The 26,581-nt window shown below is 70.8% G+C and carries 25 protein-coding genes and 1 pseudogene; 15 read left to right on the top strand and 11 right to left on the bottom strand.

The annotated features are described in order from the left end of the window. Positions 1 to 30: 30 nt before the first annotated feature. A complete protein-coding gene (locus tag KSF81_RS21500) occupies positions 31 to 882 on the top strand; it encodes a sterol desaturase family protein (RefSeq protein WP_217380692.1) in 852 nt (283 codons plus the stop codon). On the opposite strand, the gene KSF81_RS21495 is transcribed toward KSF81_RS21500, so the two are convergent. Then, entirely contained in the window at positions 824 to 2,590 is a 1,767-nt protein-coding gene (locus tag KSF81_RS21495) for a long-chain fatty acid--CoA ligase (protein ID WP_217380691.1), read from the bottom strand. The genes KSF81_RS21500 and KSF81_RS21495 overlap by 59 nt on opposite strands. A 195-nt stretch (positions 2,591 to 2,785) precedes the next feature. On the opposite strand from KSF81_RS21495, the gene KSF81_RS21490 reads away from it, so the two are divergent. Together KSF81_RS21490 and KSF81_RS21485 are read left to right on the top strand one after the other, a co-directional pair. Then, a complete protein-coding gene (locus KSF81_RS21490; protein ID WP_254454190.1) occupies positions 2,786 to 4,624 on the top strand; it encodes a M3 family oligoendopeptidase in 1,839 nt (612 codons plus the stop codon). A gap of 44 nt (positions 4,625 to 4,668) precedes the next feature. Next, positions 4,669 to 6,010: pseudogene (locus KSF81_RS21485) on the top strand (ABC1 kinase family protein). A 6-nt stretch (positions 6,011 to 6,016) separates the two neighbouring features. Here KSF81_RS21485 and KSF81_RS21480 read toward each other — a convergent pair. The 5 genes from KSF81_RS21480 to KSF81_RS32385 all read right to left on the bottom strand — a co-directional run bounded on the left by KSF81_RS21480 (position 6,017) and on the right by KSF81_RS32385 (position 8,873). Continuing rightward, the gene (locus tag KSF81_RS21480; protein WP_375293376.1) at positions 6,017 to 6,328 is read right to left on the bottom strand and encodes an excalibur calcium-binding domain-containing protein; all 312 of its coding nucleotides are present in this window, start codon (positions 6,326 to 6,328) and stop codon (positions 6,017 to 6,019) included. Between the two features lie 80 nt (positions 6,329 to 6,408). Beyond that, a complete protein-coding gene (locus KSF81_RS21475; RefSeq protein ID WP_217380688.1) occupies positions 6,409 to 6,660 on the bottom strand; it encodes a hypothetical protein in 252 nt (83 codons plus the stop codon). Positions 6,661 to 6,741: 81 nt separating this feature from the next. Further along, positions 6,742 to 7,509: an FkbM family methyltransferase gene (locus KSF81_RS21470; RefSeq protein WP_217380687.1), complete on the bottom strand. Its 768-nt coding sequence runs from the start codon at positions 7,507 to 7,509 to the stop codon at positions 6,742 to 6,744. Between the two features lie 153 nt (positions 7,510 to 7,662). Beyond that, on the bottom strand, positions 7,663 to 8,115 hold the full coding sequence (locus KSF81_RS21465) for a DUF563 domain-containing protein (protein WP_375293375.1): 453 nt from the start codon (positions 8,113 to 8,115) through the stop codon (positions 7,663 to 7,665). Further along, positions 8,115 to 8,873, bottom strand: coding sequence for a hypothetical protein (locus KSF81_RS32385; RefSeq protein WP_375293343.1), 759 nt, complete (start codon positions 8,871 to 8,873; stop codon positions 8,115 to 8,117). Before KSF81_RS32385 ends, KSF81_RS21465 begins: the two co-directional genes overlap by 1 nt. Positions 8,874 to 8,985: 112 nt before the next feature. On the opposite strand from KSF81_RS32385, the gene KSF81_RS21460 reads away from it, so the two are divergent. The 4 genes from KSF81_RS21460 (at position 8,986) to KSF81_RS21445 (ending at position 15,088) form a co-directional block, all read left to right on the top strand. Next, positions 8,986 to 10,290 (top strand): hypothetical protein, encoded by a 1,305-nt coding sequence (locus tag KSF81_RS21460; RefSeq protein ID WP_217380685.1) that lies wholly within the window; start codon positions 8,986 to 8,988, stop codon positions 10,288 to 10,290. Between the two features lie 310 nt (positions 10,291 to 10,600). Continuing rightward, a complete protein-coding gene (locus KSF81_RS21455; RefSeq protein ID WP_217380684.1) occupies positions 10,601 to 12,673 on the top strand; it encodes a hypothetical protein in 2,073 nt (690 codons plus the stop codon). After that, positions 12,666 to 14,021 carry a glycosyltransferase gene (locus KSF81_RS21450; protein ID WP_217380683.1) on the top strand — a complete coding sequence of 452 codons (1,356 nt, stop codon included), beginning with the start codon at positions 12,666 to 12,668 and terminating at the stop codon, positions 14,019 to 14,021. The genes KSF81_RS21455 and KSF81_RS21450 overlap by 8 nt, the downstream gene beginning before the upstream one ends. A gap of 251 nt (positions 14,022 to 14,272) precedes the next feature. Next, positions 14,273 to 15,088 carry a sulfotransferase family 2 domain-containing protein gene (locus tag KSF81_RS21445; RefSeq protein ID WP_217380682.1) on the top strand — a complete coding sequence of 272 codons (816 nt, stop codon included), beginning with the start codon at positions 14,273 to 14,275 and terminating at the stop codon, positions 15,086 to 15,088. 153 nt (positions 15,089 to 15,241) lie between these two features. Here KSF81_RS21445 and KSF81_RS21440 read toward each other — a convergent pair whose 3' ends face one another. The 3 genes from KSF81_RS21440 to KSF81_RS21430 form a co-directional block, all read right to left on the bottom strand. After that, a complete protein-coding gene (locus KSF81_RS21440; RefSeq protein ID WP_217380681.1) occupies positions 15,242 to 16,741 on the bottom strand; it encodes a tripartite tricarboxylate transporter permease in 1,500 nt (499 codons plus the stop codon). Between the two features lie 30 nt (positions 16,742 to 16,771). Beyond that, entirely contained in the window at positions 16,772 to 17,377 is a 606-nt protein-coding gene (locus KSF81_RS21435; RefSeq protein ID WP_217380680.1) for a hypothetical protein, read from the bottom strand. Between the two features lie 277 nt (positions 17,378 to 17,654). Further along, entirely contained in the window at positions 17,655 to 18,011 is a 357-nt protein-coding gene (locus KSF81_RS21430; RefSeq protein ID WP_217380679.1) for a hypothetical protein, read from the bottom strand. Positions 18,012 to 18,163: 152 nt separating this feature from the next. Here KSF81_RS21430 and KSF81_RS21425 point away from each other — a divergent pair, with 152 nt between their 5' ends. The 5 genes from KSF81_RS21425 to KSF81_RS21405 all read left to right on the top strand — a co-directional run bounded on the left by KSF81_RS21425 (position 18,164) and on the right by KSF81_RS21405 (position 23,370). After that, on the top strand, positions 18,164 to 19,384 hold the full coding sequence (locus KSF81_RS21425; RefSeq protein WP_217380678.1) for a M20 family metallopeptidase: 1,221 nt from the start codon (positions 18,164 to 18,166) through the stop codon (positions 19,382 to 19,384). After that, positions 19,381 to 20,169: a creatininase family protein gene (locus tag KSF81_RS21420; protein WP_217380677.1), complete on the top strand. Its 789-nt coding sequence runs from the start codon at positions 19,381 to 19,383 to the stop codon at positions 20,167 to 20,169. Before KSF81_RS21425 ends, KSF81_RS21420 begins: the two co-directional genes overlap by 4 nt. Continuing rightward, positions 20,166 to 21,161 (top strand): ketopantoate reductase family protein, encoded by a 996-nt coding sequence (locus KSF81_RS21415; RefSeq protein WP_217380676.1) that lies wholly within the window; start codon positions 20,166 to 20,168, stop codon positions 21,159 to 21,161. Before KSF81_RS21420 ends, KSF81_RS21415 begins: the two co-directional genes overlap by 4 nt. Further along, positions 21,158 to 22,159, top strand: coding sequence for a ketopantoate reductase family protein (locus KSF81_RS21410; RefSeq protein ID WP_217380675.1), 1,002 nt, complete (start codon positions 21,158 to 21,160; stop codon positions 22,157 to 22,159). The genes KSF81_RS21415 and KSF81_RS21410 overlap by 4 nt, the downstream gene beginning before the upstream one ends. Before the next feature lie 371 nt (positions 22,160 to 22,530). Further along, the gene (locus KSF81_RS21405; protein ID WP_217380674.1) at positions 22,531 to 23,370 is read left to right on the top strand and encodes a VOC family protein; all 840 of its coding nucleotides are present in this window, start codon (positions 22,531 to 22,533) and stop codon (positions 23,368 to 23,370) included. Positions 23,371 to 23,411: 41 nt separating this feature from the next. Here the strand turns inward: KSF81_RS21405 and KSF81_RS21400 are convergent, their stop codons facing one another. Continuing rightward, entirely contained in the window at positions 23,412 to 24,344 is a 933-nt protein-coding gene (locus KSF81_RS21400; RefSeq protein WP_254453668.1) for a DUF429 domain-containing protein, read from the bottom strand. A 48-nt stretch (positions 24,345 to 24,392) separates the two neighbouring features. Here KSF81_RS21400 and KSF81_RS21395 point away from each other — a divergent pair, with 48 nt between their 5' ends. Next, positions 24,393 to 24,923 carry a cytochrome b gene (locus KSF81_RS21395; RefSeq protein ID WP_217380673.1) on the top strand — a complete coding sequence of 177 codons (531 nt, stop codon included), beginning with the start codon at positions 24,393 to 24,395 and terminating at the stop codon, positions 24,921 to 24,923. Positions 24,924 to 24,948: 25 nt separating this feature from the next. Here KSF81_RS21395 and KSF81_RS21390 read toward each other — a convergent pair whose 3' ends face one another. Beyond that, entirely contained in the window at positions 24,949 to 25,167 is a 219-nt protein-coding gene (locus KSF81_RS21390) for a hypothetical protein (protein ID WP_254453667.1), read from the bottom strand. A gap of 142 nt (positions 25,168 to 25,309) precedes the next feature. Here KSF81_RS21390 and KSF81_RS21385 point away from each other — a divergent pair, with 142 nt between their 5' ends. Together KSF81_RS21385 and KSF81_RS21380 are read left to right on the top strand one after the other, a co-directional pair. Continuing rightward, on the top strand, positions 25,310 to 25,642 hold the full coding sequence (locus KSF81_RS21385; protein WP_217380672.1) for a DUF1491 family protein: 333 nt from the start codon (positions 25,310 to 25,312) through the stop codon (positions 25,640 to 25,642). Positions 25,643 to 25,817: 175 nt separating this feature from the next. Further along, positions 25,818 to 26,537, top strand: a complete 720-nt coding sequence (locus tag KSF81_RS21380; RefSeq protein WP_217380671.1) for a response regulator transcription factor — start codon at positions 25,818 to 25,820, stop codon at positions 26,535 to 26,537. The last annotated feature ends 44 nt before the right edge of the window (positions 26,538 to 26,581 follow it).

Here is a 26,581-nt window from a genome sequence, read left to right as displayed (position 1 = left end):
CGGCCGGGCCGCCGCCCCATTCTCTGCGCGATGCCACCGCATGAGCCCCTGATCCGCCTCGGCGCCTTTCTCGGCGTGCTGCTCGTCATGCTGGCGCTGGAGCGGTGGAGGCCCTGGCGCCCCGGGCGGGCGCTGGGGGCGCGGCGCTGGCCCGCGAATCTCGGGCTGGCGGCGCTGGGCGCGGGGCTGGTGCGGATCACCGTGCCGGCGGCGGCGGTGGGCGCGGCGCTCTGGGCGGAGGCGCGGGGCCTCGGGCTGCTGCCGGCGCTGGGCGCGCCGCCCTGGCTGGCGGTGCTGGTCTCGGTGCTGCTGCTCGACCTGCTGGTCTATTGGCAGCACCGCATCACCCATGTCGTGCCGCTGCTCTGGCGGCTGCACCGGGTCCACCATGCCGATCCGGAGCTGGATGCCACCACCGGGCTGCGCTTCCATCCCGTGGAGATCCTGCTCTCCATGGGGCTGAAGATGGCGGCGGTGGTGGCGCTCGGCGCGCCCGCCCTGGCGGTGCTGGTCTTCGAGGTGTTGCTGAACGCCACCGCCCTGTTCAACCACGCCGCCATCCGCCTGCCGGCCTGGCTGGAGCCCTGGCTGCGCCTGGTGCTGGTGACGCCGGAGATGCATCGCATCCACCACAGCGAGGTGCGGGCCGAGACGGACAGTTGCTACGGCTTCTGCCTGCCCTGGTGGGACCGGCTCTTCGGCAGCTACCGCGCCGCGCCGGCGGCGGGGGAGGCGGTGGTGATCGGCGTGCCGGGCTGGCGCGAGGCGCCGCAGCAGCGGCTGGACCGGCTGCTGTGGCAGCCGCTGCGCGGCGCGCCCGCGGCTACCGGTACAGCGCCGCCACCTCGCCCCGGAAGCGTTCCAGCACCGCCCGCCGCCTGACCTTCATGGTCGGCGTCAGCAGCCCGTTCTCCACCGAGAAGGCGGCCGGCGCCTTGGCCCAGCGGCGGATGCGCTCGACATTGGAGAGCCGCGCATTGACCCGCGCCACCGCCTCCGCCACCCCGGCCTCCATGCCCTCGGCCGGGACCAGGATGGCGACGATGGCGGGCTGGCCCTCGCCGGCGGCGACGGCCTGGACGATCTCGGGCTCGGCCATCAGCAGCCCCTCGATCTTGGCCGGGCTCACCATGTCGCCGCCCAGGGTCTTGATGAAGTCGCGCTTGCGGTCGGTGATGCTGATGCGGCCATCCTCGATATGGCCGACATCGCCGGTATGCAGCCAGGGCGCCTCGCCCGGCGCATCGGGGCGGAGCGCGGCGGCGGTGGCTTCCGGGTTGTTCCAGTAGCCGTCCATGACCAGCCCGCCCCGCACCAGCACCTCGCCATCCGGCGCGATGCGGGCCTCGACGCCGGGCAGCGGCGGGCCGACGGTGTGGCGGTCATTGTCCCAGGGCAGGTTGACGCTGATGACCGGCCCCGCCTCGCTCTGGCCATAGCCCTGGATCACCGGCAGGCCGAGCGCCAGGAAGAAGCCCGAAAGATCGGGGTCGAGCCGGGCGCCGCCCGAGACCATGGCCAGCAGCCTGCCGCCGAACCGCGCCCGCACCTTCTCCCGCACCAGCCTGTCCAGCACCAGGTCCTGCGCGCGTTCCAACAGGGAGAGCGGCGGCCCGTCCATGCGGCGCAGCCCCAGCGCCAGGGCGCGTTGGAACAGCCAGCGCTTCAGCCCGCCCTCCTTCTCCACCTGCGCCAGCATCCGGCCGCGCAGCACCTCGAAGAGCCGGGGCACGGCGGTGACGACGGTGGGGCGGATCTGCTGGAATCCCGCCGCCAGCCGCTCGGCGCCGCGGGAATAGACCACCTCCAGCCCGAGCGAGGGCAGCAGGAAGCAGCCCACCGTATGCTCGTAGCTGTGGCTGAGCGGCAGGAAGGAGAGGTAGGGCGTGCCGTCCAGGTGCAGCCGCCCCACCACCGCCGCCAGCCCGGCGCGGTTCGCCAGCATGGCCCGGTGCGGCAGCATCACCCCCTTGGGGAAGCCGCCGGTGCCGGAGGTATAGATCAGGCAGGCCAGGCGGCCGCTCGGGATCTGCTCCACCTCGGCCAGCAGCAGCGGCAGGTCGCCCGGCGTGGCCTCCAGCGCCGCCCAGTCGAGCGCCCGGGTGCCGGGCAGTACGGGGGGCGGGGACTCCATGCAGATGAGCAGGTCCAGCCCCTCGGCCGCCGCCGCGCCCGCCAGCACCCGCTCGGCGAGGGCGGTGGTGGAGACGATGGCGGCGCGGGCACCGGAATCGCCCAGGATATGCCCATGGTCGCCCGGGGTATTGGTGGTGTAGGTCGGCACGGTGACGGCGCCGATCGCCATCAGGGCGCAATCGGCGATGTTCCATTCCGGGCGGCTGTCGCTGACCAGCAGCACCCGGTCCCCGGGCATGATCCCCGCCGCCCGCAGCCCCGCCGCCGCATTGGCGACGCGGAGCGCGAATTCGCCTGCGGTCACGCTCTGCCAGGCGCCGTCCCGCCAATGCCGCAGCATCGGCCGCGCCGGTCGCTGCCGCGCCAGGTCGAGCAGCATCCAGGGCAGGCTGTTCCAGGGCGCGGCGGCGCCGGCCCCAGCCTCCTGCTTTGATTGGCGCCCGATATCCGGCATGCTTCCGTCGTCTCCCCGGTCAGGCCGGTGCGATCCGGCCATCATTCATCAGCCAGCTTTCATCAGGCGGGGGCGGCTTGGCCCCGCCCGTCCAGGCCATATATGCAATCCGTGACCCGAACCGAACCCAATCCCTTGCCGCTTCGCTCCGCCGCGGGTTCCGCCGCGGGCGAAGGCACCCCCCGCCCGGCCCCCCTGGCCGCCCGTTCTCCCCTCGATTCCGGCGCCGCGCCAGGGGGTGGCGGCGCGCTGCCGGTCTGGGACCTTTCCGACCTCTATGCCTCGCCCGGGGACCCGGCGCTGGCCGCCGACCTGGACCGGGCGGAGGCGGCCGCCGGCGATTTCGCCGGGCGCCATGCCGGGCGGCTGGCGGGCCTCTCCGGCGATGCGCTGGCCGAGGCGATCGCCGCCTATGAGCGGATCGAGGAGGTGCTCGGCCGGGCCATGAGCTATGGCCAACTGGTCTTCGCCGGCGATGCCCAGGACCCCGCCAATGGCCGCTTCTACCAGACGCTGCAGGAGCGGGTCACCACCATCAGCAGCCACCTGCTTTTCTTCACCCTGGAGCTGAACCGGCTGGAGGAGGCGCAGCTTGAGCGCAAATTCGCCGGCAGCGCGGCGCTGGAGGGCTGGCGACCCTGGCTGCGCGACCTCCGCGTCTTCCGCCCCCACCAGCTCTCCGACGAGTTGGAGAAGCTGCTGCACGAGAAGGAGGTGACGGGCCGCGCCGCCTGGAACCGGCTGTTCGACGAGACCATCGCCGGCATGACCGTGCCGGTTTCGGGCGAGGACCTCACCGTCTCGGCCGCGCTGAACAAGCTCTCGGACCGCGACCGCGGCGTGCGGGCGGCGGCGGCCAAGGGCGTCTCCGAGGCTTTCGGCGGGCGGATCAGGCTGTTCTCGCTGATTACCAATACGCTGGCCAAGGACAAGGAGATCATCGACACTTGGCGGCACTATCCGCGCCCCGGCTCCTCCCGCAACCGCGCCAACATGGTCGAGGACGAGGTGGTGGATGCGCTGGTGGCGGCGGTGGTTGAGAGTTTCCCCCGGCTGTCGCACCGCTACTACGCGATGAAGGCGAAGTGGCTCGGCCTGGAAAAGCTCCAGCACTGGGACCGCAACGCGCCGCTGCCGGACGAGGACGACAAGCCGATCGCCTGGAAGGACGCGGTGGGACGCGTGCTGGCGAGCTACCGCGCTTTCAGCCCGGAACTGGCGGATGTGGCGCAGCCCTTCTTCAGCCGGCCCTGGATCGATGCGGCGCTCCGCCCCGGCAAGGCCAGCGGCGCCTTCGCGCACCCCACCGTGCCGAGCGTGCACCCCTATCTGCTGCTGAACTATCACGGCAAGTCGCGCGACGTGATGACGCTCGCGCATGAGCTCGGCCATGGCGTGCACCAGATCCTGGCGGCCGGGCAGGGCTATCTGCGCAGCGGCACGCCGCTCACCCTGGCCGAGACGGCCAGCGTCTTCGGCGAGATGCTGACCTTCCGCGCGCTGCTCGATGCCGAGCGCGACCCGAAGCGCCGTCGCGCCATGCTGGCCGGCAAGGTCGAGGACATGCTGAACACGGTGGTGCGGCAGATCGCCTTCTACCGCTTCGAGACGCTGCTGCACGAGGAGCGCCGCAAGGGCGAGGTCGCGGCCGAGCGCATCGCCGAGCTCTGGATGCAGGTGCAGACCGAAAGCCTCGGCCCGGCCTTCGAATTCACCCCGGATTACGGCGCCTATTGGGCCTATATCCCGCATTTCGTGCATTCGCCCTTCTATGTCTATGCCTATGCCTTTGGCGATTGCCTGGTGAATGCGCTCTATGGCGTATACCGGGACGGGACGGTGCCGGACTTCCAGCGGAAATACCTCGACCTGCTGCGCGCCGGCGGCACGCTCCGGCACAAGGAATTGCTGGCGCCCTTCGGCCTCGATGCCTCCGACCCCGGCTTCTGGAAGCGCGGTCTGGATGTCATCGCCGGGTTCATTGATGAACTGGCGCGCTTGCAGCGCGACGACGAGATCGAGGCCACCGCGTGAGCGACCGCAGCAAGGACAGCACGCTCTTCGGCGAGTTCCGCCGGATGGCGCGCACCTCGGGCGCGGTCGGCGGTATCGCCGCGCGCGTCGCCGGCCAGCGCTTCCTCGGGCTCCGCACCGACAAGGCGGCGCATGCGAATGACCTGAAGGCGGTGCTCGGCGGGCTGAAGGGGCCGCTGATGAAAGTGGCGCAATTTCTCTCCACCGTGCCGGATGCGCTGCCGGAGGAATACGCCCAGGAACTGGCCACCCTGCAGGCCAATGCACCGCCGATGGGCTGGGCCTTCGTGCGCCGGCGGATGCAGAGCGAGCTCGGCCCGCAATGGGAAAGCCGCTTCGCCAGTTTCGGGAGGGAGGCGGCGGCGGCGGCCTCGCTCGGCCAGGTGCACCGCGCCAGGCTGCCGGATGGGCGGGAGGTGGCCTGCAAGCTGCAATACCCCGACATGCCGAGCGTGATGGAGGCGGACCTTCGCCAGCTCAAGCTCGCCATGTCGCTCTATCGCCGCATGGACAGCACGCTCGACCACGAGGAGGTCTATGCCGAGATCGCCGAGCGGCTGCGGGAGGAGCTGGACTACCTGCGCGAGGCCGCGCAGATGCGGCTCTATGGGTTGATGCTGAAGGGCATCCCGGGGGTCGCCGTGCCGGTGCCGATCGAGGGGTATTGCACCCGGCGGCTGCTCACCATGACCTGGCTGGAGGGCCGCGCGATCCAGGCGCGGCTGGAGGAGGGCCCGCCGCTGGCGGAGCGCAATGCCTATGCCGAGGCGCTGTTCCGCGCCTGGTACGTGCCCTTCTACCGCTACGGCGTGATCCATGGCGACCCGCATCTGGGCAATTACCAAGTGCGGCAGGATGCGGCGGGGCCGGGCGGGCAGGGCATCAACCTGCTCGATTTCGGCACCATCCGGGTCTTTCCGCCGAGCTTCGTCGGCGGCGTCATCATGCTCTACGAGGCGGTGCGCGACCATGACGAGGAGAAGGCGCATGCCGCCTACGAGTCCTGGGGCTTCCGCAACCTCTCGCGCGAGACGATGCAGGTGCTGAACCTCTGGGCGCGCTTCCTCTATGAGCCGCTGGTGCAGGACCGCATCCGGCCGATCCAGGAGGTGGAGGACCCCGCCTATGGCCGCAAGCTGGCCGCCAAGGTGCATGAGGGGCTGAAGCGCACCGGCGGCGTGCGGGTGCCGCGCGAATTCCCCGCTGATGGACCGCGCGGCCGTCGGGCTCGGCAGCGTCTTCCTGCGGTTGCGGGCGGAACTGAACTGGCACCGGCTCTTCATGGAGATGATCGAGGGCCATTCCGAACGGGCGCTGGCGGAACGCCAGGCGGCGGCGCTGCTGGAGGCGCGGGTGCCAGGGGCGGGGGTGGCCGGGGTGGTGTAGCGGGCACTACCAGCGCGTCCAAGGTTCGCAGGAAATGCCGTCGCCATCCGCGTCGAGATGCTTCCAGTAGCCGGGCTGCCCCCGCTTGGCGGGGGCCAGGCCGGCGGCGCGGGCGGCATCGCAGTTGCGGAAGGCCAAGCCGTGCCGGACCGTCACCTCCACTGGCCAGGGATTCACGACGGTCAACCAGGCAAGGCCCGCGCCGGCGATGGCGGCAGTCAGCGCAATTGGGAGGAAGGTCCTCGCCCGGCGCCAATGGCGGCGGCGCCGGAGCGATGTGTCGTGGCGCCGCCAAGCCGCCCGGTTGCGCTCGCGCATGAGCGCCGCCTCCTCCACGGAGACGCGCCGCCATTCGGGGAGGAGGTTCATGCAGCCTCCAACCGTGCGCCTGCCTGGCGCTACGCCTCCTGCCGGCGGGCGGCCTCGCGGTCGTGCCTGCGCTGCGCTTCGCGTTCCGTGCGGCGCTGTTCCAGGCGCTCGGCCTTGCGCTGCAGCACGCGCTCCGCCTGGCGCTGGCGTGCGAGGAGTTCGGCGGGCGAGGGTTCCGGTGGCGGCGCCGGCGGCAGGGCTGCAGCCACCGGCGGCGGCGCGGCAACCGCGGGCGGAGTGTTGCGGGGCTTGGCGGATTTGCTGCGGCGGCGCGCTTTCATGCTGGCTCCAATGGGGTTGTGGCTGGGGCAGGGCATGGGCGGAGGAGAGCTGTGCTTCCGGGGCCCTTTGGACGGCCCTGTTCAAGCCGGGCCGAACAGGAAGTCGTCGGATGAATCTGCAATCTTGCGGATCAGCTTGTAGCCAAGCTTTGCCATCGCCGCGTGGCCGGTCTCGAACTCCTTCCTCTTGCTGCGCAACTCGACCCAGATCATCGGCTTGCAGCGCGCAAGCGTCTCCTGGCTGCCGGCGAGCACAGCTTCCTGCATGCCCTCAACATCGATCTTCAGGAAATCAAGCTGAGTGAGGCCGAGACTGTCGATCGAGACCACGGGATAGTCGCCGGCCGTTTCCGCCCGGAGAACGGTGCCGCCGGTATTATGCTCCACCCACCGCGCGAGAGCCGCCTGGCCGCTCCCGGCGCCAAGCGCCTGGTTGTGCAGCCGGACATTGCCAAGCCCGTTCAGCGCAATGTTCTTCGCGAGTATGCCGAAGGAAACGCGGGTCGGCTCGAAGGCATGCACCTCCTTCGCTTTGCAGATATGGGCGAAGAATACGGTGTGGTTGCCGATATTCGCCCCGGCGTCCAGGACAACCGAGTCCGGCGTTATCAGATCGCGAATGTCAGCGAGTTGCGGCGCCTCGAAGAACTCCCGCCGGGTGAAAAGCCGATGCTGGATCACATCGGTCATCGCAAGCGGAATGTGCAGCTTCACCCAATTGTCGTAGGCGGCGAATCCCAGAATCCTCTCGGGACCCAGCGCCTGGAACTTCATGACCCGGATCAACTCGTTGAGCCGCCCAATGATTTCCCGCGAATGGTCCACCGCCCCAGCAACATCACCGTCCATCGTTCGGCACCCTCACTGGAGCCGAAAAGCTGCATATGTGCATGTTAAGCATGATGAATTTACCACCAGATGAATTCAGGAAGGCTGGATACCCTTGATCTCTCGCCGCGGGTTTTCGTGGTTCCGCCCCCAGCCAGACGTCGCTGCATCGCTTCAACTCGCCAAGGCGTCGACCGCGCATGAAATCCCGGTGCCATCGGCCGCCAAGCGCAGCAGCAGGTTGCGCAGGCCCGGCAGCGCGGCCGGGGCGATCTCCATGTCGTTGCCGATGTTCCGCTCGACCACCGGGCGGTCGCCATGCTGGTCGATGATGGCCAGGCCATAGGCCAGGCCGCGATGCATCGCGATATCGGCGAAGCTGCGGCAGCGGCGGATGTACTGGGTGGTGTTGATCTCCACCACCGCCGTGCCCGGCCGGCAGAAGATGGTATTGGTGAGGCCGGCGCCATGCGCGCCGATCACGAAGCGGGCCTCGGCCATCACCTCCATCTGCCGCCGCAGCGGCAGTTCGGAGAAGGCGACGCGCTCCAGCCCGAGATCGGCGAAAGCCTCCAGCAGCACCGCCTCGTTCACGATCTGCCGGGTCGGCGCATCGGCGCGGGAGATCAGGATGGCGCGCCCACCCCCGGGCCGCGCGGCATCCGCTCCAGCAGCCCGTCCACCGCCTCGGAAAGGAAGGCGGTGGTAGTCTTCATGCGGGAGTTGTGGTCCTCGTAGCGCCTCTGGTCGATGAAGAAGAGGCAGTCCTCCAGCACGCACATCGAATCCGTGCAGTAGGCGATGCGCGGGGCCAGGTCGGGGAACAGGAATTCGATGGTCTGGGTGATGAAGCCGGCGGGCTCCTCGTAGAAGAGGAGGATGCGGTCGAGCGGCCCCAGGCCCTGCCGCAGGTATTCCCGGAGGGCGAAGAGGCGCGGCGCGATCTCGATCATCCAATGGAAGTAGTTGCGCGCGCCGGGCGCGCTGATGATCGCGCTCGTGCCGGGGTGGCGGGGCAGGCGGCCCCGGGCGGTGAGGCCGCGCACCTTCCCGGCCCAGAATCCCAACTCGCTTTCGTGCTTCGGATGGACCGAGCCCTGAATCGGCTCGCCGCGGTGCCAGATCGAGCCGCGGAACACGGTGACGGCCTCGGCCCGGAAGACCGGGTCCTCCTTCAGGTCGAGGTCGGAGGCGTATTGCGCCGCGAGGTAGCGGACATGCTGCGGAAAGGGCAGCGCCTTCGCCGCCACCTCATAGGTCGCCTCCGGCCTGGTGCGGAGGTCGAGCACCGGGAAGGGCCTCCGCCCGACGCGCCCAAGCAGCGGCCGGCGTGCCAGCGCCTGCATCTCGATCCCGTCCCTGCCGAAGGCCGGGACCAAATGCACCGCCCCCATGACCAAAACCTTATCAAACCTGTATGCTATTCTACTTGTAGGCTATCACAGGGTCAAACGCCGCCGCGCCCCCGCGGGCCGCGACCCTCCCGAGGCAGTGCCCATGCGTCCCGAGCTGATCCTCCATATCGGCCAGTCCAAGACCGGCACCAGCTCCATCCAGCGCTGCCTCGGCGCCCGGCGCGAGGCGCTGCTGGCCGAGGGGGTGCTCTATCCCCGCAGCCCCGGCGCGGCGAACCATGCGCTGCTGCCGGCCTCGGTGCTGCCGGCCGCGCTGGTCCAGGCGGGCCGGCTGCGCGACTTCCATCCGAATGTCTGGGAAGGCGTCTCGCCCGAGGCGCGGCTGGCCCGGTTCCGCCAGGACTTCGCGGCCGAGATGGCGGCGATGGGGCCAGGGGTGCGGCGGGTCATCCTCTCCGCCGAGCAATGCGCCGGGCTGCTGGTCGAGACCGAGGAGATAGGGCGGCTGCACGAGTTGCTGGCGCCGCGCTTCGCCTCGATGCGCGTGGTGGTCTATCTCCGCCGGCAGGACCAGCACGCGGCCAGTTCCTATGCCCAGGCGCTGCGGGTGGCGGTGCTGCGGCCGCCCGGCCTGCCCGAGGGCGGGCTCGAGCGGCTGCCGGGTTATGACTATGCCAGGCTGCTCGACCGCTGGGCCGGCGTCTTCGGCGCTGAGTCGGTGACGCCCCGCATCTTCGAGCCCGGCTCCCTGCTCGGCGGCGACGTGGTGGAGGATTTCCTCGCCCTCTGCGGCCTGGCGCTGCGCATCCCGAAGGATGATCCGGCGCGGCAGAGCAACCTCTCGATCGGACCGGAGGGGCTGGCCCTGGTGCGCGCGATGGGCAGCCATCTCGGGCAGGCGCTGCCCGGCGGGCTCAGCGCCGGCTCGCCGCTCTGGCGCCGCTTCATGCAATCGGTCTCGGAGGCGATGCCCGGCCGTGGCTGGCGCCCGGCACCCGAGGAGGCCGCCGGCTTCATGGCCGGCTTCGCCGCGGTGAACGAGGCGGTGCGCGGCCGCTGGTTACCGGAACGGAGCCGGCTCTTCTCCGAGGATTACGGCCAGGCCGCCTCCGCCGAATCCGCCCCGCCGACGACCGAGGCGGTGCTCGCCGCCGCCTGCGCCCTGCTGGCGCGGGAGATCACCGCCGCCCAGGCGCGGGAGGCGCAACAGGCCACCCAGCTCGGCCGGTTGCAGGAACAGGCCGGCAAGCCCGCCGCGGCCCGGAGCAGCTACCAGGCCGCGCTCCGCGCCGTGCCCGAGCATGCCGCCGGGCATTTCTTCCTGGCGCTGCTGGATCTCGCGGCCGGCGACCGGGGCGCCGCCACGGCGCATCTCGAAGTGCTGCGCCGCGCCCATCCCGCGGACCCCTTCACGGCGCGGCTGGAGCGCCGCGTCGCCGGAGCTTGAGCGTTCCGCCGGGGGGGGCTCCTGGAATTACGAAAATGTGATAATAAATCTCGCCAGGACTACGCCTTGTGGTTGTGGGGGACTGAGAGAAGCCGGCGAGAATGGCGAAGCGGGCGAGCCCCGGCATCCCCGATGGCGCCCGATCACGGTATAGTGTATAAACCATAAGTAGAAATACCGGGGCCAAGACCAAAACCCATCCGGCGCTGCCCCTGCGGCCGGAGTGGCGTGGCGGCGCGGCCCCGATCACCCCGCCCCGCCGGGCTCCCGGCGGGCGCGGAATGCAGCCACGGTATCCCATGAGGGCAGCGTGAATCCCCTTTCGGCCTCGCTCGTGAACGAAAGCGACAGCACCATCCGGGGCCTGGTCGAGATCGCGAATCCCAGGCGCGGCATCCATGGCTGGACGCTCGACCTGGCGGCGCCGGACCGGCCGCTGCGGGTCGAGCTGCTGCTCGACGGCAAGGTGGTGGCGGATTGCCTCACCGACCGGGCGCGCGACGATATCGGCCTGGCCGGCCATGCGGCGCCCGCCGCTGGCTTCTGCTTCGATGCCGCCACCTGCCGCCATGCCTCCGAGGGCGCGCCGGAAGGCGGCCGGTTCGCGGTGCGGGTCGCCGCGGCGCAACGGCTGCTGCGCTCGGCCGGGCCGCTGCCCACGGCGGCCGAGATGGCGCCGCCGCTGCCCGCCGAACCCGCCGGCGGGCCGCCCCTCCCGGCCATCGCCGTGCAGGAGAATCCCCTGGCCGCGCTGCAGGTGGTGGAGGCGCTCGCGGGGCGCCTTCTGCAGCAGCCGCTCGTGCCTCTGGCGGACCGGGTGGTGGGCTATATCGAGGCGATGGCCTGGGAACAGACCGGCCTGATCTGGATCTTCGGCTGGATGCAGCGGCAATTGCCCCGGCACTTCCCGGCGGTGATCGTGGATGGGGCGAGATACCGGGCCGCGGCGGTGCTCACCGGCTTTGCCCGCACCGACCTGCCGGAGGATGCCACCGGCATCTGCGGCATGCTGCGGACGGATTGGCGCCCCAGCAGCAAGGGTCCGGCGCCCTGGCTGCATTTCGGCGACACGGCGCAATACGCGCTGCCGGTAGTGGAGGACCTGGCCTTCCTGAGCGACAAGGAATGCACCAGCCGCATCGAGGCGCTCCGCCGCGCCAATGCGCTGGAGGGGGAGTTCACCACGCCGCTGCGCAGGCTGCTGGCCACGACGCGCAACTGGGCGCCCGACAATGCCGCCGCGCTCGGCCTGGAGGTGCGGGCCAATCTCGAAAGGCTGCTGGTCCTGCCCGGCTTCGGCTGCCTCGCGGAAGGCTGGGTGCTGAGCCCCTTGCAGCCGGTCAGCCATTTCATGCTGCGGGTCGGCCGGGCGGTGCTGGTCTCGGAACCCGGCGCCACCTCGCGCAAGCCGCGCCCGGACCTGCTGGGCCTGGCGCCCGGCGGGCAGAAGATGGTGGCGAAGGCGGGATTCGTGACCGCCTTCGCCGGCCGCATCGAGGAGGAGGATCTCGGCGAGGCGGTGCTGAAGATCGTGCTGGCCGATGGCAGCTCCACCAATCACCGGGTGGAGCCGGGCCATGCGCGGATCGTCGGCCATTCGGCGGCGATCGAGGACATGCTGGCGCTCTTCCCGGCGCTGCATGCCGAGGGTTTCTTCCCCGCCCTCTCGGCCAGCATCGGCGAGCGGCAGGGCCGCGATATCCGCAAGGCGGAAGCCTTCGCGCTGCGGCCCTGCCGCGAGGCGCTGGTCGCCGTGGTGCCGGACGACCTACCCGACATGGCGCTGCTCTTCGACGAGTTGTCGCGCCTGGCCTGGTCCGGCCCGCCGGAGCAGCGGCCGGGCATCGCGCTGCTGGCCTCCGCCGGGCAGCACCGCGCCGCCGTGCTCGCGCATCTCCACGACCTCGGCGGGGACGAGGCCGGCGGGCCCAGCCTGTTCTTCGTGGCCGATCCGGAGACCGCCATCTACGCGCTGCCGGAGGTGCTGGCGCGGCTGGAGGCGGAGCGCTTCGCCTTCATCGGCCCGCATGTCACGCCGAGCGAGGCGGGCTGGGCCGCGCTGCTCGCCGGGCTGGCGGCCGCGGAGAGCGGACCGCTGGTGCCGGCCGGGGATGCGGCGGCGCTCGGCATGGACCTGGCCGATCCCGCCGAATGCTTCCTCTGGAACCGCCGTGACACGACCGCCTGGCTACAGGCGACGCCCGCCTTCCTGGGCGGGCTGGCGAGCCGGGAACTCGCCCTGCCGGCGCCGCAGCCGCTCCCGGGGGAAGGGGTCGCGGCTTGGCGCGGCCGCCGCGCCGTACCGGGCCTGCTGGCCCAGCGCATCAACCGCCATCTGCGGCCGCCGCAGGCCGGCGCGGTCGTGGAGAAACGCGATGCTTGATTCCGCCGGGGCCTGGCAGCCCGATACCCCGCCGCCCCGCATCGCGGTCATCTGCCATACCCATCCCTCGGTCTCGAAGGGTGGCGCGGAGATCGCCGCCTATTCGGTGTTCCGCGGGCTGCGCAACCTCGGGCATGACGCGCTCTTCATCGCCTGCTGTTCGGATGCGGACCGCGGCCGCCTGCATCTCGGCCTGCCGCAGGAGCGCGCGATCTTCTTCGAGCCGCGGCGCTACGACCATTTCTACCATCGCGGCACGCTGCCGGTGGCGCGCGAGCTGACGCGGCTGCTGCAGGCCGAGGGGGTGGGGCTGGCGAATTTCCACCACTACATGTCGCTCGGCCTCGGCGCCATCGAGGCGGCGAAGCGCCAGGCCGGCGCGGTAGTGGTGGTGACGCTGCACGAATACCTGGCGATCTGCCACAACCACGGCCAGATGGTGACCCGGCCGGCGCGCTCGCTCTGCGACGGTGCCTCCCCGGAAGCCTGCAACGAATGCTTCCCGGAACACCACCGCAGCCAGTTCGTCCTGCGGCGCGAGGGGTTCCGGCGGGCCTTCCGCAGCGTGGACGGCTTCATCTCGCCGAGCTGCTTCCTGGCCGACCGCTATGCGGATTGGGGCCTGGAGCCGGCGCGGATCGAGGTGATCGAGAACGGGTTGCTGGGCCTCACCGGCGCCCCCACGCCGCCGCGGCCGCGGCGCGGGGGCGAGTGGGTCTTCGGCTATTTCGGCCAGATCAACGAGTTCAAGGGTGTCGATTTGCTGCTGCGGGCCGCCGCGCTGCTGGCCGAGCGCCGCGACCTGGCGGGGTGCTTCCAGCTCCGGGTGCATGGCAACCTGGTGGGCCGGCCCTCCTTCGTCGAAGCCTTCGAGAGGGCCACGGAGGAGTTCCCATTCTTCTCCTATGCCGGCGCCTATGCGAATTCCACCGTGCGGCGGCTGATGGCGGAGTGCGACTATGTCGTGGTGCCGAGCACCTGGTGGGAGAACTCGCCGACCGTGATCCAGGAAGCCTATGCGGCCGGCAGGCCGGTGCTCTGCTCCGGGATCGGCGGCATGGCGGAGAAGGTGCCGGAGGGCGTCACCGGGCTGCATTTCCGCCCCGGCAGCGCCGCCGACCTGGTGCGGGCGATGGAGGAAGCGGCCGATGCCGCGACCCATGCCCGGCTGGCCGCCGCCCTGCCGCGGCCCTTCGACGAGACCGAGATGGCCCGCCAATACCTCGCGGCCTTCGCGGCCGCCGGGCGACGGGCGGTGCCTGCCGCGGCGGCCGCCGGGCCGGAGGCCGGGGGGGGGACCGGGCCTGTTGACCGGCGCCCGCCTGCCGCGGATTGCGTTCATTCCTGAACGCCAACCCGCGGCAGCCTTTGTTCGCAGAGCAGATTCAGGCTCCCGGACGCTCGCCTCCGTCCGCGATCTGCTCTGGCCTTGCGGCGGCACCGGCATGCGATACAAGCCAGGAAGGGGAAGGGTGGCGCCAGCCGCGGAAGGCACCCATGGCCCTGTCCATGCCGCGCGGCGGGACGGCAGGCGGTGCCGGCGCGATGGTCCTGAGATGCCGGTCCTGCCGAGGCTCGTCGGTATTGAGGGATTCGAGGATGCTGGGGCTTCTCTTTGAAAAGCAGTTCGACGAGTATTTCGCGGCATTCCGCCAGGACCTCGGGCTGCTGGTCTTCTCGCATGTCCCGAAGACCGCCGGCAGTTCGCTCCGGGCCGAGATCGCCCGGGTGCTGAAGCCCGAGGCCAATATATTCCTGGATTACAACGACAAGACCAGGACCTACATGCAGGGCCTGGACGACGCGGTGGCGGCCTTCCTCGAACGGCACCGGAAACTGCCGCACCGCTTCGCCTCGGGCCACATCTTCGCCCATCACGTGGATGCCATCGCGCGGGAAGCGGGCAGCATCCGCCGCGTCACGATGCTGCGCCAGCCGGTGAAGCGGGTGGTTTCCGACTACCGCTACCAGTGCTCCCCGATGCATCCCGGGAATGAGGAATTCAGGCGGCGCTGCCCGACCTTCGGGCATTACCTGCAACGCGTGGAGGAAGCCAACAAGGCCACGCGATACCTGGTGCCCCATGCGCTGTTCCAGTCCGGCGACCAGGAGGCCTGCCTGGACTACATGCTCCGGACCTATGACTTCATCGGGATGCAGGAGATGTATCCGCTGAGCTTCCGGATGCTCTTCGCCCTGATCGGCCAGCCGAGGGCGCCGACGCTCCGCATGCGGGTCAATGACGGCGACGAGGCGGCCGAGCTGGCCGCGGACCCGCAGGTGCTGCGCGAGGTCGAGGACCGGAACGCGCTCGATCTCGGCATCTACAACGCCATGCTGGCGCGGTGGCGGTCCGTCCGGGACCCGCTGCTGGACTATCTGGCGACCCTGCCGGCGCAGCCTGGCGGACTCTGAACAGGTTCGGCCCGCCCGGCGCTTGACCGGTCACCATCAGGTACGCCGGTATGATACCGGTCCCCGCAAGAAAAAAGCCGCCCCGGATTTCTCCAGGGCGGCTTCGCTAGGCTTGCCGGGATGGCGCGGGCGCCACCCCGGAGGCTTTCGCCCTCAGCCGGCCATGGCCGCTTCCTTCCCCTTGCGGAGGTTCGGCAGCACCATCGCCAGCAGGGCAATGGCACCGATGGCCAGCATCGAGGCGCTGATCGGCCTCTCGATGAAGACCGTGGCATCGCCGCGGGAGAGCAGCATGGCGCGGCGGAGGTGCTCCTCCATCATCGGGCCGAGCACGAAGCCGATCAGCAGCGGCGCCGGCTCCATCTTCAGCTTGTTGAAGATGTAGCCGACGATCGAGAACACCACCGTCGTATAGACGTCGAAGACGTTGTTGTTCACGCTGTAGGCGCCGATCGAGCAGAAGACCAGGATCGCCGGATAGAGGAACTTGTAGGGCACCTGCAGCAGCTTCACCCACATGCCGATCATCGGCAGGTTGATGACCAGCAGCATGACATTGCCGATCCACATGGAGCAGATCAGGCCCCAGAAGAGGTCGGGCTGCGCCTCCACCATGCGCGGGCCGGGCTGGATGCCCTGGATGATGAGGGCGCCGACCATCAGCGCCATCACGGCGTTGGACGGAATGCCGAGGGTCAGCAGCGGGATGAAGCTGGTCTGCGCCGCGGCGTTGTTCGCCGATTCCGGCCCCGCCACGCCCTCGATCGCGCCGGTGCCGAACAGATGCCGACCCTTCGAGACCTTCCGCTCCATCATGTAGGAGCCGAAGGAGGAGAGCGAGGCGCCGCCGCCCGGCAGGATGCCGAGCACGGTGCCCACCGCCGTGCCGCGCAGCACGGAGGGGATGGCGCGGTGGAACTCCTCCTTGGTCAGCCAGAGGCTGCCGACCTTGGTCTTGAGGACCGAACGCGCTTCCGGCCGCTCCAGGTTCAGGATGATCTCGGCGATGCCGAACATGCCCATGGCCAGCGCGACGAAGCTGATGCCGTCCGAGAGCTCGGGCACACCGAAGGTGAAGCGCTGCTGCCCGGTCTGCACATCCGTGCCGACCAGCCCGAGCGCCACGCCCAGCGTCACCATGCCGATCGCCTTGGTCACCGACCCCTGCGCCAGCACGGCGGAGATGATGAGGCCGAGCAACATGAGCGAGAAGTAATCCGCCGGGCCGAAGGACAGCGCCACCGAGGTGAGCAGCGGCCCTGATCCGGCGACCACGACGGTCGCCACCGTGCCGGCGAAGAAGCTGGCCAGCGCCGCGGTCGCCAGCGCCGCCCCCGCCCGCCCGTTGCGGGCCATCTTGTAGCCCTCGAGCGTGGTGACGACCGAGGAGATCTCGCCCGGCAGGTTCAGCAGGATGGCCGTGGTGGAGCCGCCATACTGCGCGCCGTAGTAGATGCCCGCCAGCATGATGATGGCGGTGGTCGCGGGCTGGCCGAAGGTGATCGGCAGCAGCAGCGAGATGGTCGCCACCGGGCCGATGCCCGGCAGCACGCCGATGGCGGTGCCGATCAGCGCCCCGACCAGCGCGAAGGTCACGTTCGTGAAGCTGAGCGCGACGCCGAAGCCGTGCGCCAGGTTGGCAAGTAGGTCCATGGTCCGTCCTCCCCTATGTGGCGGCGGGGTTCAGTACTGGTTCGGCCAGACGGCCACGCGGATGTCGAGCTGCTTGATGAAGACCCACCAGCAGAGCGCGAGCAGGAAGATGGTGACGCCGAGCACCCCGAGCGGCCGCTGCCGGTGCTCCGGCTCCGCCAGGGCGCAGATGAAGATGGTGGCGATCAGCGCGATCATCAGCCCGCCCTTCTCCAGCAACAGGGAGAAGGCGCACATGGCGGCGTTGATATAGCCGATCAGGCGCCATCCGGCGGCCCAGCACATGACCAGCAAGCCGACCAGCATGCCGAAGCCGACGCCATTGTAGGTGCTTTCGAAGAAGCTCCCGAAGAGCGGCGAGATCCACCAGGCCGCGGTGCCGACGACGACCGCCAGCACGAGCATCCCGCTCTCGAGCCCGGTCCATCTCTGCAGCGGGTCGGGCCCGCTGAAGAGCGACAGGACCACGACCAGGACGCCCAGGCCCATCAGGATCCAGAAGACCAGCATGGGCATGTAGCCCGGGCCCATCCGGCGGGCCGAGCCGAGGGCATGGTCCTCGTTGAGCCAGAGCCCAACGGCGGCAATCAGGATGAGGAGCGCGCCAGAGGCGAGATCCTTTGCGTTCAATTTCATGTAGCGACCCTTCTCGGCTCCCAGACGCCTCCGGCACGGTTCGCCGGACCACAGGCAACGACACCCCTGGCCACGCACCCGGTCAAGCGACCGGCGCCCGTGACGGGCAGGACAGTTTCGCGGCGAATGGCCGTGCGGGTCCGTCCCCGACCGGCTCGTCGCCACGCAAGGCAGGGCCCGGACCGGTTCTCCGCGAACCGGGGGGCGGGCAAACCCTCCCCGGACCGGGGTCCGGGCAGCTTCGCCTTGGGCGGATGGCCGGGCTTCGTCAAGCGGCTCAGTCCACACGCGCACCGGAAGCTTGCACCACCGGCGCCCATCGCGCCACCTCCGCGCAGATGAAGGCGGTGAAAGCTTTGGGGGAAAGATCGGCCACCGTGCCGGGGGGCGCGGCGAAGCGGGCGCGCGGGGCGGGATCGGCCAGCGCCGCCCGCACCGCGCGGTTCACCCGCGCCCCGATCGCCCGGCCGGATTGCACGACGAGGCGGATGGCCTGCGCCGGCCGGCCGTCGGCCTCCCGTGCCTCGCCCGGCCCGCTGGACTGCCCACCCGACCGGGCACGCGCCGATAGCGGCCGTGCCGCGGCAGCGGCACCGCCCGCGAGCATGGCGCGGCGGAACATCGTCCCGGACATCTTCCTCCCCGTCTGGGTTGGCCGAGCGTATGGCATGGCCGATGCAAGCCAAGCAAGCCGGGGTTGCCCGGCACGCCGGGCGCGGGGCGGCGCTTGCCAGTGCCGCGGCTTCCCGCGATCCTCGCGCCGCCCATACCAGCGCAGGACCAGCCATGCCGAGCACCACCCAACCCTCCCCTGGCGCGTCCCTTGGGGACCGGCTCGCCAACAATCCCGAGACGCGCATCCGGGAAGCGACAGCGGCGATCGAGCCGCGGCTCGTGGAATTGCGCCGCGACATCCATGCGCATCCCGAACTCGCCTTCGAGGAGACACGCACCGCGGGTATCGTCGCCGCCGAGCTCGCGCGGCTGGGCATAGCGCACCGCACCGGCGTGGGCCGCACCGGCGTGCTCGGCGTGATCGAGGGCGGCCGGCCGGGGCCGACGCTCGCCATCCGTGCCGACATGGACGCGCTGCCGATCCATGAGGAAACCGGCCAGGCTTTTGCCAGCACCAACCCCGGCAAGATGCATGCCTGCGGCCATGACATCCACACCACCACCTTGCTCGGCGTGGCGGAGGTGCTGCGGGGCCTGGCGCCGCAGCTTGCCGGCCGCGTGGTGCTGGTCTTCCAGCCGGCCGAGGAGGTGCTGGAGGGCGCCGCGGCGATGATCGCCGACGGTGCGGCGGAGGGCGTGGATTTCGCGCTCGGCTTCCACAACCACCCGGACATGCCGGTCGGCCGCTTCGGCTATGTGCGCGGCGCCTCGCTCGCCGCCTCCGACCGCTTCGACATCATCCTGCGCGGCCGCTCCGGCCATGCGGCGCATCCCTATTCGGCGGTCGATCCCATCGTCGCCGCGGCGCATCTGGTGGCGCAATTGCAGACTGTGGTGAGCCGGGAGATGAAGCCGCTGCATCCGGCGGTGGTGACGGTCGGCATGTTCCAGGGCGGCACCACCTACAACATCATCCCGGAGCGCGTTCACTTGAAGGGCACGGTCCGCACCCTGCACACCGAAGCGCGCGACAAGGCCGAAGCCGCGATCCGCCGCCTGGTGGAGGGTGTCTGCACGGCGATGCGCTGCACCGCGGAGGTGGACTACCAGCGCAAGGTGCCGCCGCTGGTGAACAGCGACGAGGTGCTCGACCCCGCCATCGCCGCCGTGCGCGCGCAGATGGGCGAGGTGGTGGAGGAGGGCGAGCCTTCCATGGGTGCCGAGGATTTCTCGGCGTTTGCGGAGCGGGTGCCGGCCTTCCAGTTGCGGATCGGCGCCGGCGCGCCGGGGCGTGACGACCGGCTGCACAATGCCGGCTACCAGCCGGATGAGCGCTGCATCGGACTCGGCGTGCAGGCGCTGAGTCGCATCGCGCTGGACATGCTTTCGTGACCCACCGCATCGCGGAGTTGACGGCGCCGGAAGTCGCGGCGCGCCTCGCCGCCGGAGCCTGCGCGCTGTTGCCGATGGGCAGCCTGGAAACCCATGGGCCGCAGGCGCCGATGGGCGACTTCCTGCTGGCCGAGGCGATCGCCGATCGCATCGCCGCTTCCGCCGCCGCGCGCGACGCCGATGCGCTGGTGTTGCCCGCCATCCCCTTCGGCGGCGAAGACTTCTTCTCGTTCGTGCCGGGCGGGATCGTGCTGACGCCGGCGTTGCTTCAGGGTGTGGTCGAGGAAGTCTGCGGCAACCTGCTGCGCACCGGCACGCGGCGCATCCTGGTGGTGAACGGCCATGCCGGCTCCATCGCGCCGGTCGAGGCCGCCGCCCGCGCGCTGCGGCGCCGCCACGGCGTGCTTGTGCCGGCGCTGCATCTCTGGCGGATGGCCGGCGCGCTGCATGCGGAACTCGGCGGCAGCCCGGAAAGCCTCGGCCATGGCGGCGATCCCGTCTGGTCCGTGGCGCTGCATCTCCGCCCCGATCTCTGCCGGCCGGAACGGGCGCGCACACGGCAGGCGGTGCCGGAGATCCTCGGCCTGCCGGTCGCCAATTTCGGCACGCTGCGTTGCGCCGGGGTGGAGGTCGCGGTGCCGATGGAGGTGGAGGAGGTCGCCCCCGGCGGCGTTGCCTGCGCCGATAGCCGCCCTGGCAATGCCGAGCACGGCGGCCACATCGTGGCGCGGCTGGTGGGGGCCGGCGCCGCCATGGTGGCGCAACTGAAGGGCCAGGTCTCGTGAAGGTCTGCGTCTACGGCGCCGGGGCCATCGGCGGCCATGTCGCGGCACGGCTGGCGCGTGGCGGCGCCGAGGTCTCAGTCATCGCCCGCGGCCCGCATCTCGCCGCGATCCGGCAGCGCGGCCTCACCGTGCATGCGCATGACGGCCTGCTGCACAGCCGCCCGCGGGCCAGCGACAACCCGGCGGAGATCGGCCCGCAGGATGCGGTGGTGGTCACGGTGAAGGCGCCGGCGCTGCCCTCGGTGGCGGCCGGCATCGCGCCGCTGCTCGGGCCGGAGACCAGCGTGGCCTTCGTCATGAACGGCATCCCCTGGTGGTATTACGACGGCACGCCGGAAGCCGGCCGCCGCCTGCCGGAACTCGACCCCGGCGATGCGCTGCGTCGCGCCGTGGGCATCCCGCGCACCATCGGCGGCGTCGTCTATTCCGCCGCGACGGTCGTGGAGCCCGGCACCGTGCAGGTGGAGGCGAAGGACGGCCGCGTCATCCTGGGCGAGATCGATGGCAGCCTCACGCCGCGCCTGCGGGCGCTGGCCGCGGCCATCGCGGCGGGCGGCATGGGTGGGGTGGCGGTGCCGGATATCCGCGCCGCCGTCTGGGCCAAGCTGCTCGGCAACCTGATGACCGGGCCGCTCTGCATCCTCGCCCGTTCCTGCATGGAGGATACGCTGGCCAGCCCCGCGGTGCGCGAGACCGCCATCCGCATGGCGCGGGAGGTGACGGCGATCGCCGCCGCGCAGGGCTGGCCGATTGCCGGCGATGCGCCGGAGGCGCGCATCGCCCGCTCCTCGAAACTGCGGCACAAGCCCTCCATCCTGCAGGACCTGGAAGCCGGGCGGGAGATGGAGATCGACGCGCTGTTTGCCGCGCCCCTGCGGCTGGCGCGGGAGGCGGGGGTCGCGGTGCCGACCCTTGAAGTGATGACGGCGCTGGCGACCCGGGCGGCCATCGCCGCCGGGCTCTACCGGCCTGCGATGGAAGTGACAGCATGAAGATCTGTGTCTATGGCCCCGGCGCGATCGGCGGCCACCTGGCCGGGCGGCTCGCCAAGGGCGGCGCCGAGCTTTCCGTGGTGGCGCGCGGCGCGCAATTGGCGGCGATCCGCGAACGGGGGCTGACCGTCCGCGCCGCGGATGGCGAGATGCATTCCCGCCCCCGCGCCTCCGACAACCCGGCCGAGCTTGGCCCGCAGGATGCGGTGGTGGTCTGCACCAAGGTGCCGGCGCTGCCGGGTGTTGCCGCCGCCATCGCGCCGCTGCTGGGGCCGAACACTGCCGTAGCCTTCGTCACCAACGGCATCCCCTGGTGGTATTTCGACCGGCATGGCGGGACGATGGATGGCGCCCGCATCCCCGAGGTCGATCCCGGCGATGCGGTGCGGAACGCGGTGGGCGTGCAACGCGTGCTCGGCGGCGTCATCTATTCCGCCTGCTCGGTGGCGGAGCCCGGCGTGATCGAGGTGTCGAGCCGCACCAGCAAGCTGGTGCTGGGCGAGCCCGACAACAGCCGCAGCGAGCGTGCGGTGGCGCTGGCGACCGCCTTCAAATCCGGCGGCCTGCCCTGCAGCGTCAGCGGCGACATCCGCACCGAGGTCTGGGGCAAGCTGCTCAACAACCTGGCGAATGGCCCGATCTGCCTGCTGACCCGCCGCAACATCCGCGACACCTTCGCCGAGCCGGTGCTGCGCGAGGCGGCGCGGCAGGTGGTGGAGGAGGGGCTGGCCATCGCCGCCGCCATGGGCCGCCCGGTGCCGACCACTGCGGAGGACCGGATCAACCTCTCGGTCAATATCCCGCACAAGCCCTCCATCCTGCAGGACCTGGAAATGGGAAGGCCGATGGAGATCGACGCGCTGTTCCAGGTGCCGCTGCGCCTGGCGCGGGAATGCGGCGTGCCGACGCCGGTGCTCTCGCTCACCGTCGCCCTGGCGGTGCAGGCAGCGATCGCGGCGGGACTTCACTACCCGAGCGGCAAGAAGGCCGGGAGTTGACCGGTGCCGAAGCCGATTGGACAGATGCTGAATGAGCAATGGGGTGTTGGCGCGAAGCACGCTCTCTATCGTAGAACCGGCAAATTCTACATGCCGTTAGAACGATTCCCTGGCGCCCTCTTTGACACGAACGGTTACGTCGTCTTCCACACGAAAGAAGATTATGAGCACTCGCCGCATCTAAAATTCTACTCTTGTAGAACCGGTCCTCGCGTCACTGTGCCATGCGGCCTTTCGAACATTCCAGGATACACGCGGTTCAAGCTTTAGTGCCGGGTCTCGCAAGTATAACGTCGCCCTTCCCATCGCCCATCCCTGCGCGGCAGCATGTGGAGGCCATCCGTCGGATCGTATCCATCAGGGGAGGGAGCATGCAGCCGCTGATCGACCATGTCGTCGTCGATGTCCGGGACCGGATGGAGGAGGGGGCGCGGCGCTACCGGGCGCTGGGCTTCCAACTGACGCCGATGGGCCGGCACAGCCTCGGCTCCGCCAACCACCTGGCGATCTTCGGGCGGGACTACCTGGAACTGCTCGGCACCGACGTGCCGGGCGGCGCGCTCAGGCCCGACCTCGACCCCTATCCCGTCGGGCTGAACGGCCTGGTCTTCCGCGGCCATGGGGCGGAGGCGCTGGCCGCGGCGCAGCAGGCGGCGGGCGTGCCGGTGCAGCCGGCGCTGGCCTTCCACCGCCCGGCGGACCTGCCGGATGGCAGCCGGGCCGATGCGCAATTCAAGGTGGTGCGGCTGGACCGCGCCACCGCCTTCGATGGCCGGGTCTATTGGTGCGAGCACCTGACGCCCGAGCATGTCTGGCGCCCGGAATGGCAGGAGCACCCGAATGGCGCCCTGGCCGTCGCCCGCATCCTGATCGCCTCGCGCGACCCGGAACGCCAGGCGGCGCTGTTCGGCCGCATGTTCGGCGCCGATGCCGTCAGTGCCGGGCCGGAAGGCCGCCGCCTGCTGCGGGCCGGGGAGGCGGTGGTGGAGATCGCGCCGCAGGCCGCCGTGGCCTCGGAACTCGGCACGGCCGCACCCGATCCGGCCGGGCGCGGCGACTACCTGGCGCTGCTCGGGCTGCGCGTGCGCGATCCGCGCCGAAGCCGCGAGGTGCTGCGGGCCAATGGCGTCGCGGGCGTGGCGGAGCTGGCCGGCGGGCTGCGTGTCCCGGCGGCCGAGGCGATGAATGCCACCATCGACTTCCTGGCCTGACGCCTGGGCCGGGCCGGAGCGGCGCGGCGCCGCTTCCGGCCTCAGCCGCGCGGCAGCGCCGTCTGGCCGAGCACCCAGCCCTCCCAACGCCTGACCCAGGGGTCCTTTGGTACGAAATCTGGCCGGCTGCCATCCAGCACGCCGATCAGCCCGAGCAGGCCGATGACCGAATCGAAGCGGTCCTCGCCCGCCGCATCGGCACCGAACCCCGCCGCCACCGCCGCCGCCAACCCCGGGCAGGGCAGGACCCGGCGCGCTGCCATCGCGGCGAGCAGGCCCGGTGCCAGCGCCTGCCGCGGTGCCTGCGCCCGCTTGCTGCCGGCCAGGCGCAGCCCGCAATGGCGCAGCGCCTCGGCCGGATAGACCTCGGCCAGCACCGCCGCGCCCGGTGCCAGCAGCGCATGCAGCCCGCCCTCGAAGGGCCAGAGCCGGATCGGCGCGCCCGCCGCCAGCGCCGGCACCAGCCAGTCCCGCCAGGCCGCGATCGCCGCCTTGCCGGACTGGTTGGCACCGAGCGTCCAGAAGAGCGGCGCCCCGGCCGGGCGCTCCGCCGTGGCGCGGTCGCAGTGGCGGGAGAGGCCCTGTGGCCCCGCCAGGCCGAGCGCCGCCGCATGCGCCGCCCGGGTCATGCCGCGCACCCCCCGCGCCGGGTAGAAGGGCCGGTCCGGGCAGACGGTCTCCAGCCCGGGGCTGACCGCGAAGAAGCCCGGCCGCGCCGCCAACCCGCGCAGGAAGGCGGGGAAATCCGCCTCTGCCCGCCCCGCCGCATGTTCCCGCGGCAGGCCGAGCGGCAGGTCGAGGCCGAGCGCCACCGGCAGGCCGGGCGCCAGCAGCCGCGGCAGCAGCGCCGCGACCTCGCCGACCAGGGCCGGGGCTTCCGCCCGCCAGGTGCCAGCCTCGCGCCGGGCCAGGGTGATCCAGCGCTTGCGGGGGTCGATGCTCCAATCCGCATGGGCGGCGATCATGGCGCCCATGGCGGCCGCGGCTGTGCCATGCTTGGGTCGGCATCCGGGGGGGCGGCGATGGCGGCGAGCTATGACAGGGTATCGAAGTGGTTCCACTGGGTCACCGTAGGGCTGATCGCGGTGGCGCTGCCGGTGGGGCCGGTCATCAAGCACATCAAGGACAGCGACAAGATGGCCTTCTACGCCATCCATGAATCCGCCGGCGTGACCATCCTGGTGGTGGCGCTGGCGCGACTGGCCTGGCGCTTGGCGCATCCGGCGCCGCCTTTGCCGGAGCATGTCCCGAAGCCGTTGCGGCTGGCGGCCGGCACGGTGCACCGGCTGCTGTATCTGGTGCTGATCCTGCAGCCGGTGCTGGGCTTCCTCACCACCAATGCCTTCGGCTTCCCGCTGCGCGGCGAGACCGCCTATCTCGGCTTCATCAACCTGCCGAAATTCATGGAGGTCAATCTTCCGCTGGCCGAGTCGCTGAAGGCGGCGCATCAGGCCGTGGGCTGGTCCCTGATCGTGCTGCTGGTGCTGCATGTCGGCGGCGTGATCTTCCACCAGGGAATCCGCCGGGACGGCACGCTGCTGCGGATGGTGTAGCGCGGCCCGGCCGGGCGGCGCCGGGTCAGAACGGCTTCTGTGCGCGTTCCAGCAGCCGGGCCAGGAAGCCGGGCTTCTTCGGCGCCGCCGCGGTTTCGGCCTGCTGTGCGCGGAGGGCCGCGGCGCGCTCGGCCAGCGCCTCCTTCTCCTTCAGGGCGAGCCATTTCTCCAGGCTCATCCCCGCCTTGGCGGCCCGCTTCGCCTCATAGGCGCGCTGGCCTTCGGTCATCTTCCGCTGGTCCATGGCAATTCCCCAAGGCCGATTGGCGCTCCGCGCCACCCCGGGCGCGATACCGGCGGAGATGTGGCCGAGGCGGGGCCCCCAGGCAAGTCGCCGCTTTCACACCGGGGCTTGCCGGATGCGGTGGCGGTGGCACCTTGTGGCCATGGAAGCACGGGTGAAGGCGGGGATCTGGGTCTCGATGGCGCTGCGGCTGGCCGATATCTCCGGCCGCAGCGGCGCGGTGCTGCGCAAGGGGGACCCCGACAGCGGCGGCATCCTCTGCGTGCTGCGCGGGCGGGAGGGGCTGGTGGTGCTCAGCCAGGTGCGCGACGCCGAGGGCCGCCCCGCCTGGCTGCGCGGCACCGGCAGCGCGCCGGTCGATGACGCGGCGGCCGATGCCTATGTCGAGCGCCAGGTGCAGCGGGACCCCGACCTCTGGGTGGTCGAGTTCGATGCGCCGGACCTGAAGCCGCCCTTCGAGGGGCGTTTGCTCTAGAATTCATTTCCTGGCATTAAATCGCAACATTGTGTATCCGAACTGACGCTTCCGTGAGGTGTGTTTTCTCGCGCCATGGTTTCAAAGTCATTCGCGATGATTGCTCTCGCGCAGTGATGCGCGGAGTCGCACCGACTGAAACCAAAGCCCTGAAGCACAAGGTTCTGGAGGCCGCATGGTGACCCCCCGCCCAATCCTCATCGTCGAGGACGATGCCGCGCTGCGTGCCACCCTTGCGGAGCAGATTCGCCTGGAAGGCGATTTCACCGCCGATGAGGCCGAAAGCGCGAGCGAGGCCGAAGCGAAGCTCGGCAGCGCCGATGCCCGCTATGACGCCATCCTGCTCGATATCGGCCTGCCCGATGGCGATGGCCGCGATCTTTGCGCCAAGCTGCGACGCGACGGCCTGCGCATGCCGGTCATCATGCTGACCGGTCATGACGCCGAGCAGGACGTGGTGCGCGGCCTCGATGCCGGCGCCAACGACTACATCGCCAAGCCCTTCCGGCTGAACGAGCTGCTGGCCCGCGTCCGCGCCCAGCTCCGGGTCTTCGACAACTCCGAGGATGCGGTCTTCACCATCGGGCCCTACATGTTCCGTCCCTCCGCCAAGCTGCTGCTGGAGCCGGCCCGCAGCCGCAAGATCCGCCTGACGGACAAGGAATCCTCGATCCTGAAATACCTCTACCGGGCCGGCGGCAAGCCGGTGCCGCGGCAGGTGCTGCTGAACGAGGTCTGGGGCTACAACAGCGCCGTCACCACCCACACGCTGGAAACCCATATCTACCGGCTCCGGCAGAAGATCGAGCCGGACCCGTCCAATGCCCGGCTGCTGCTGACCGAGGGCGGCGGCTATCGCCTCGACCCCGTGGCGGGCACGCCGGCCGCGGGCTGACGCGGGAGGCGCCCCGGGCCGCAGCCGGTCCGGCGGCGCTTGCC

This window comes from Siccirubricoccus sp. G192, assembly GCF_019084075.1.
GTDB lineage: Bacteria > Pseudomonadota > Alphaproteobacteria > Acetobacterales > Acetobacteraceae > G192.
The sequence above is the reverse complement of the archived record's forward strand: the minus strand, read 5'-3'. Positions and strand labels throughout refer to the sequence as shown.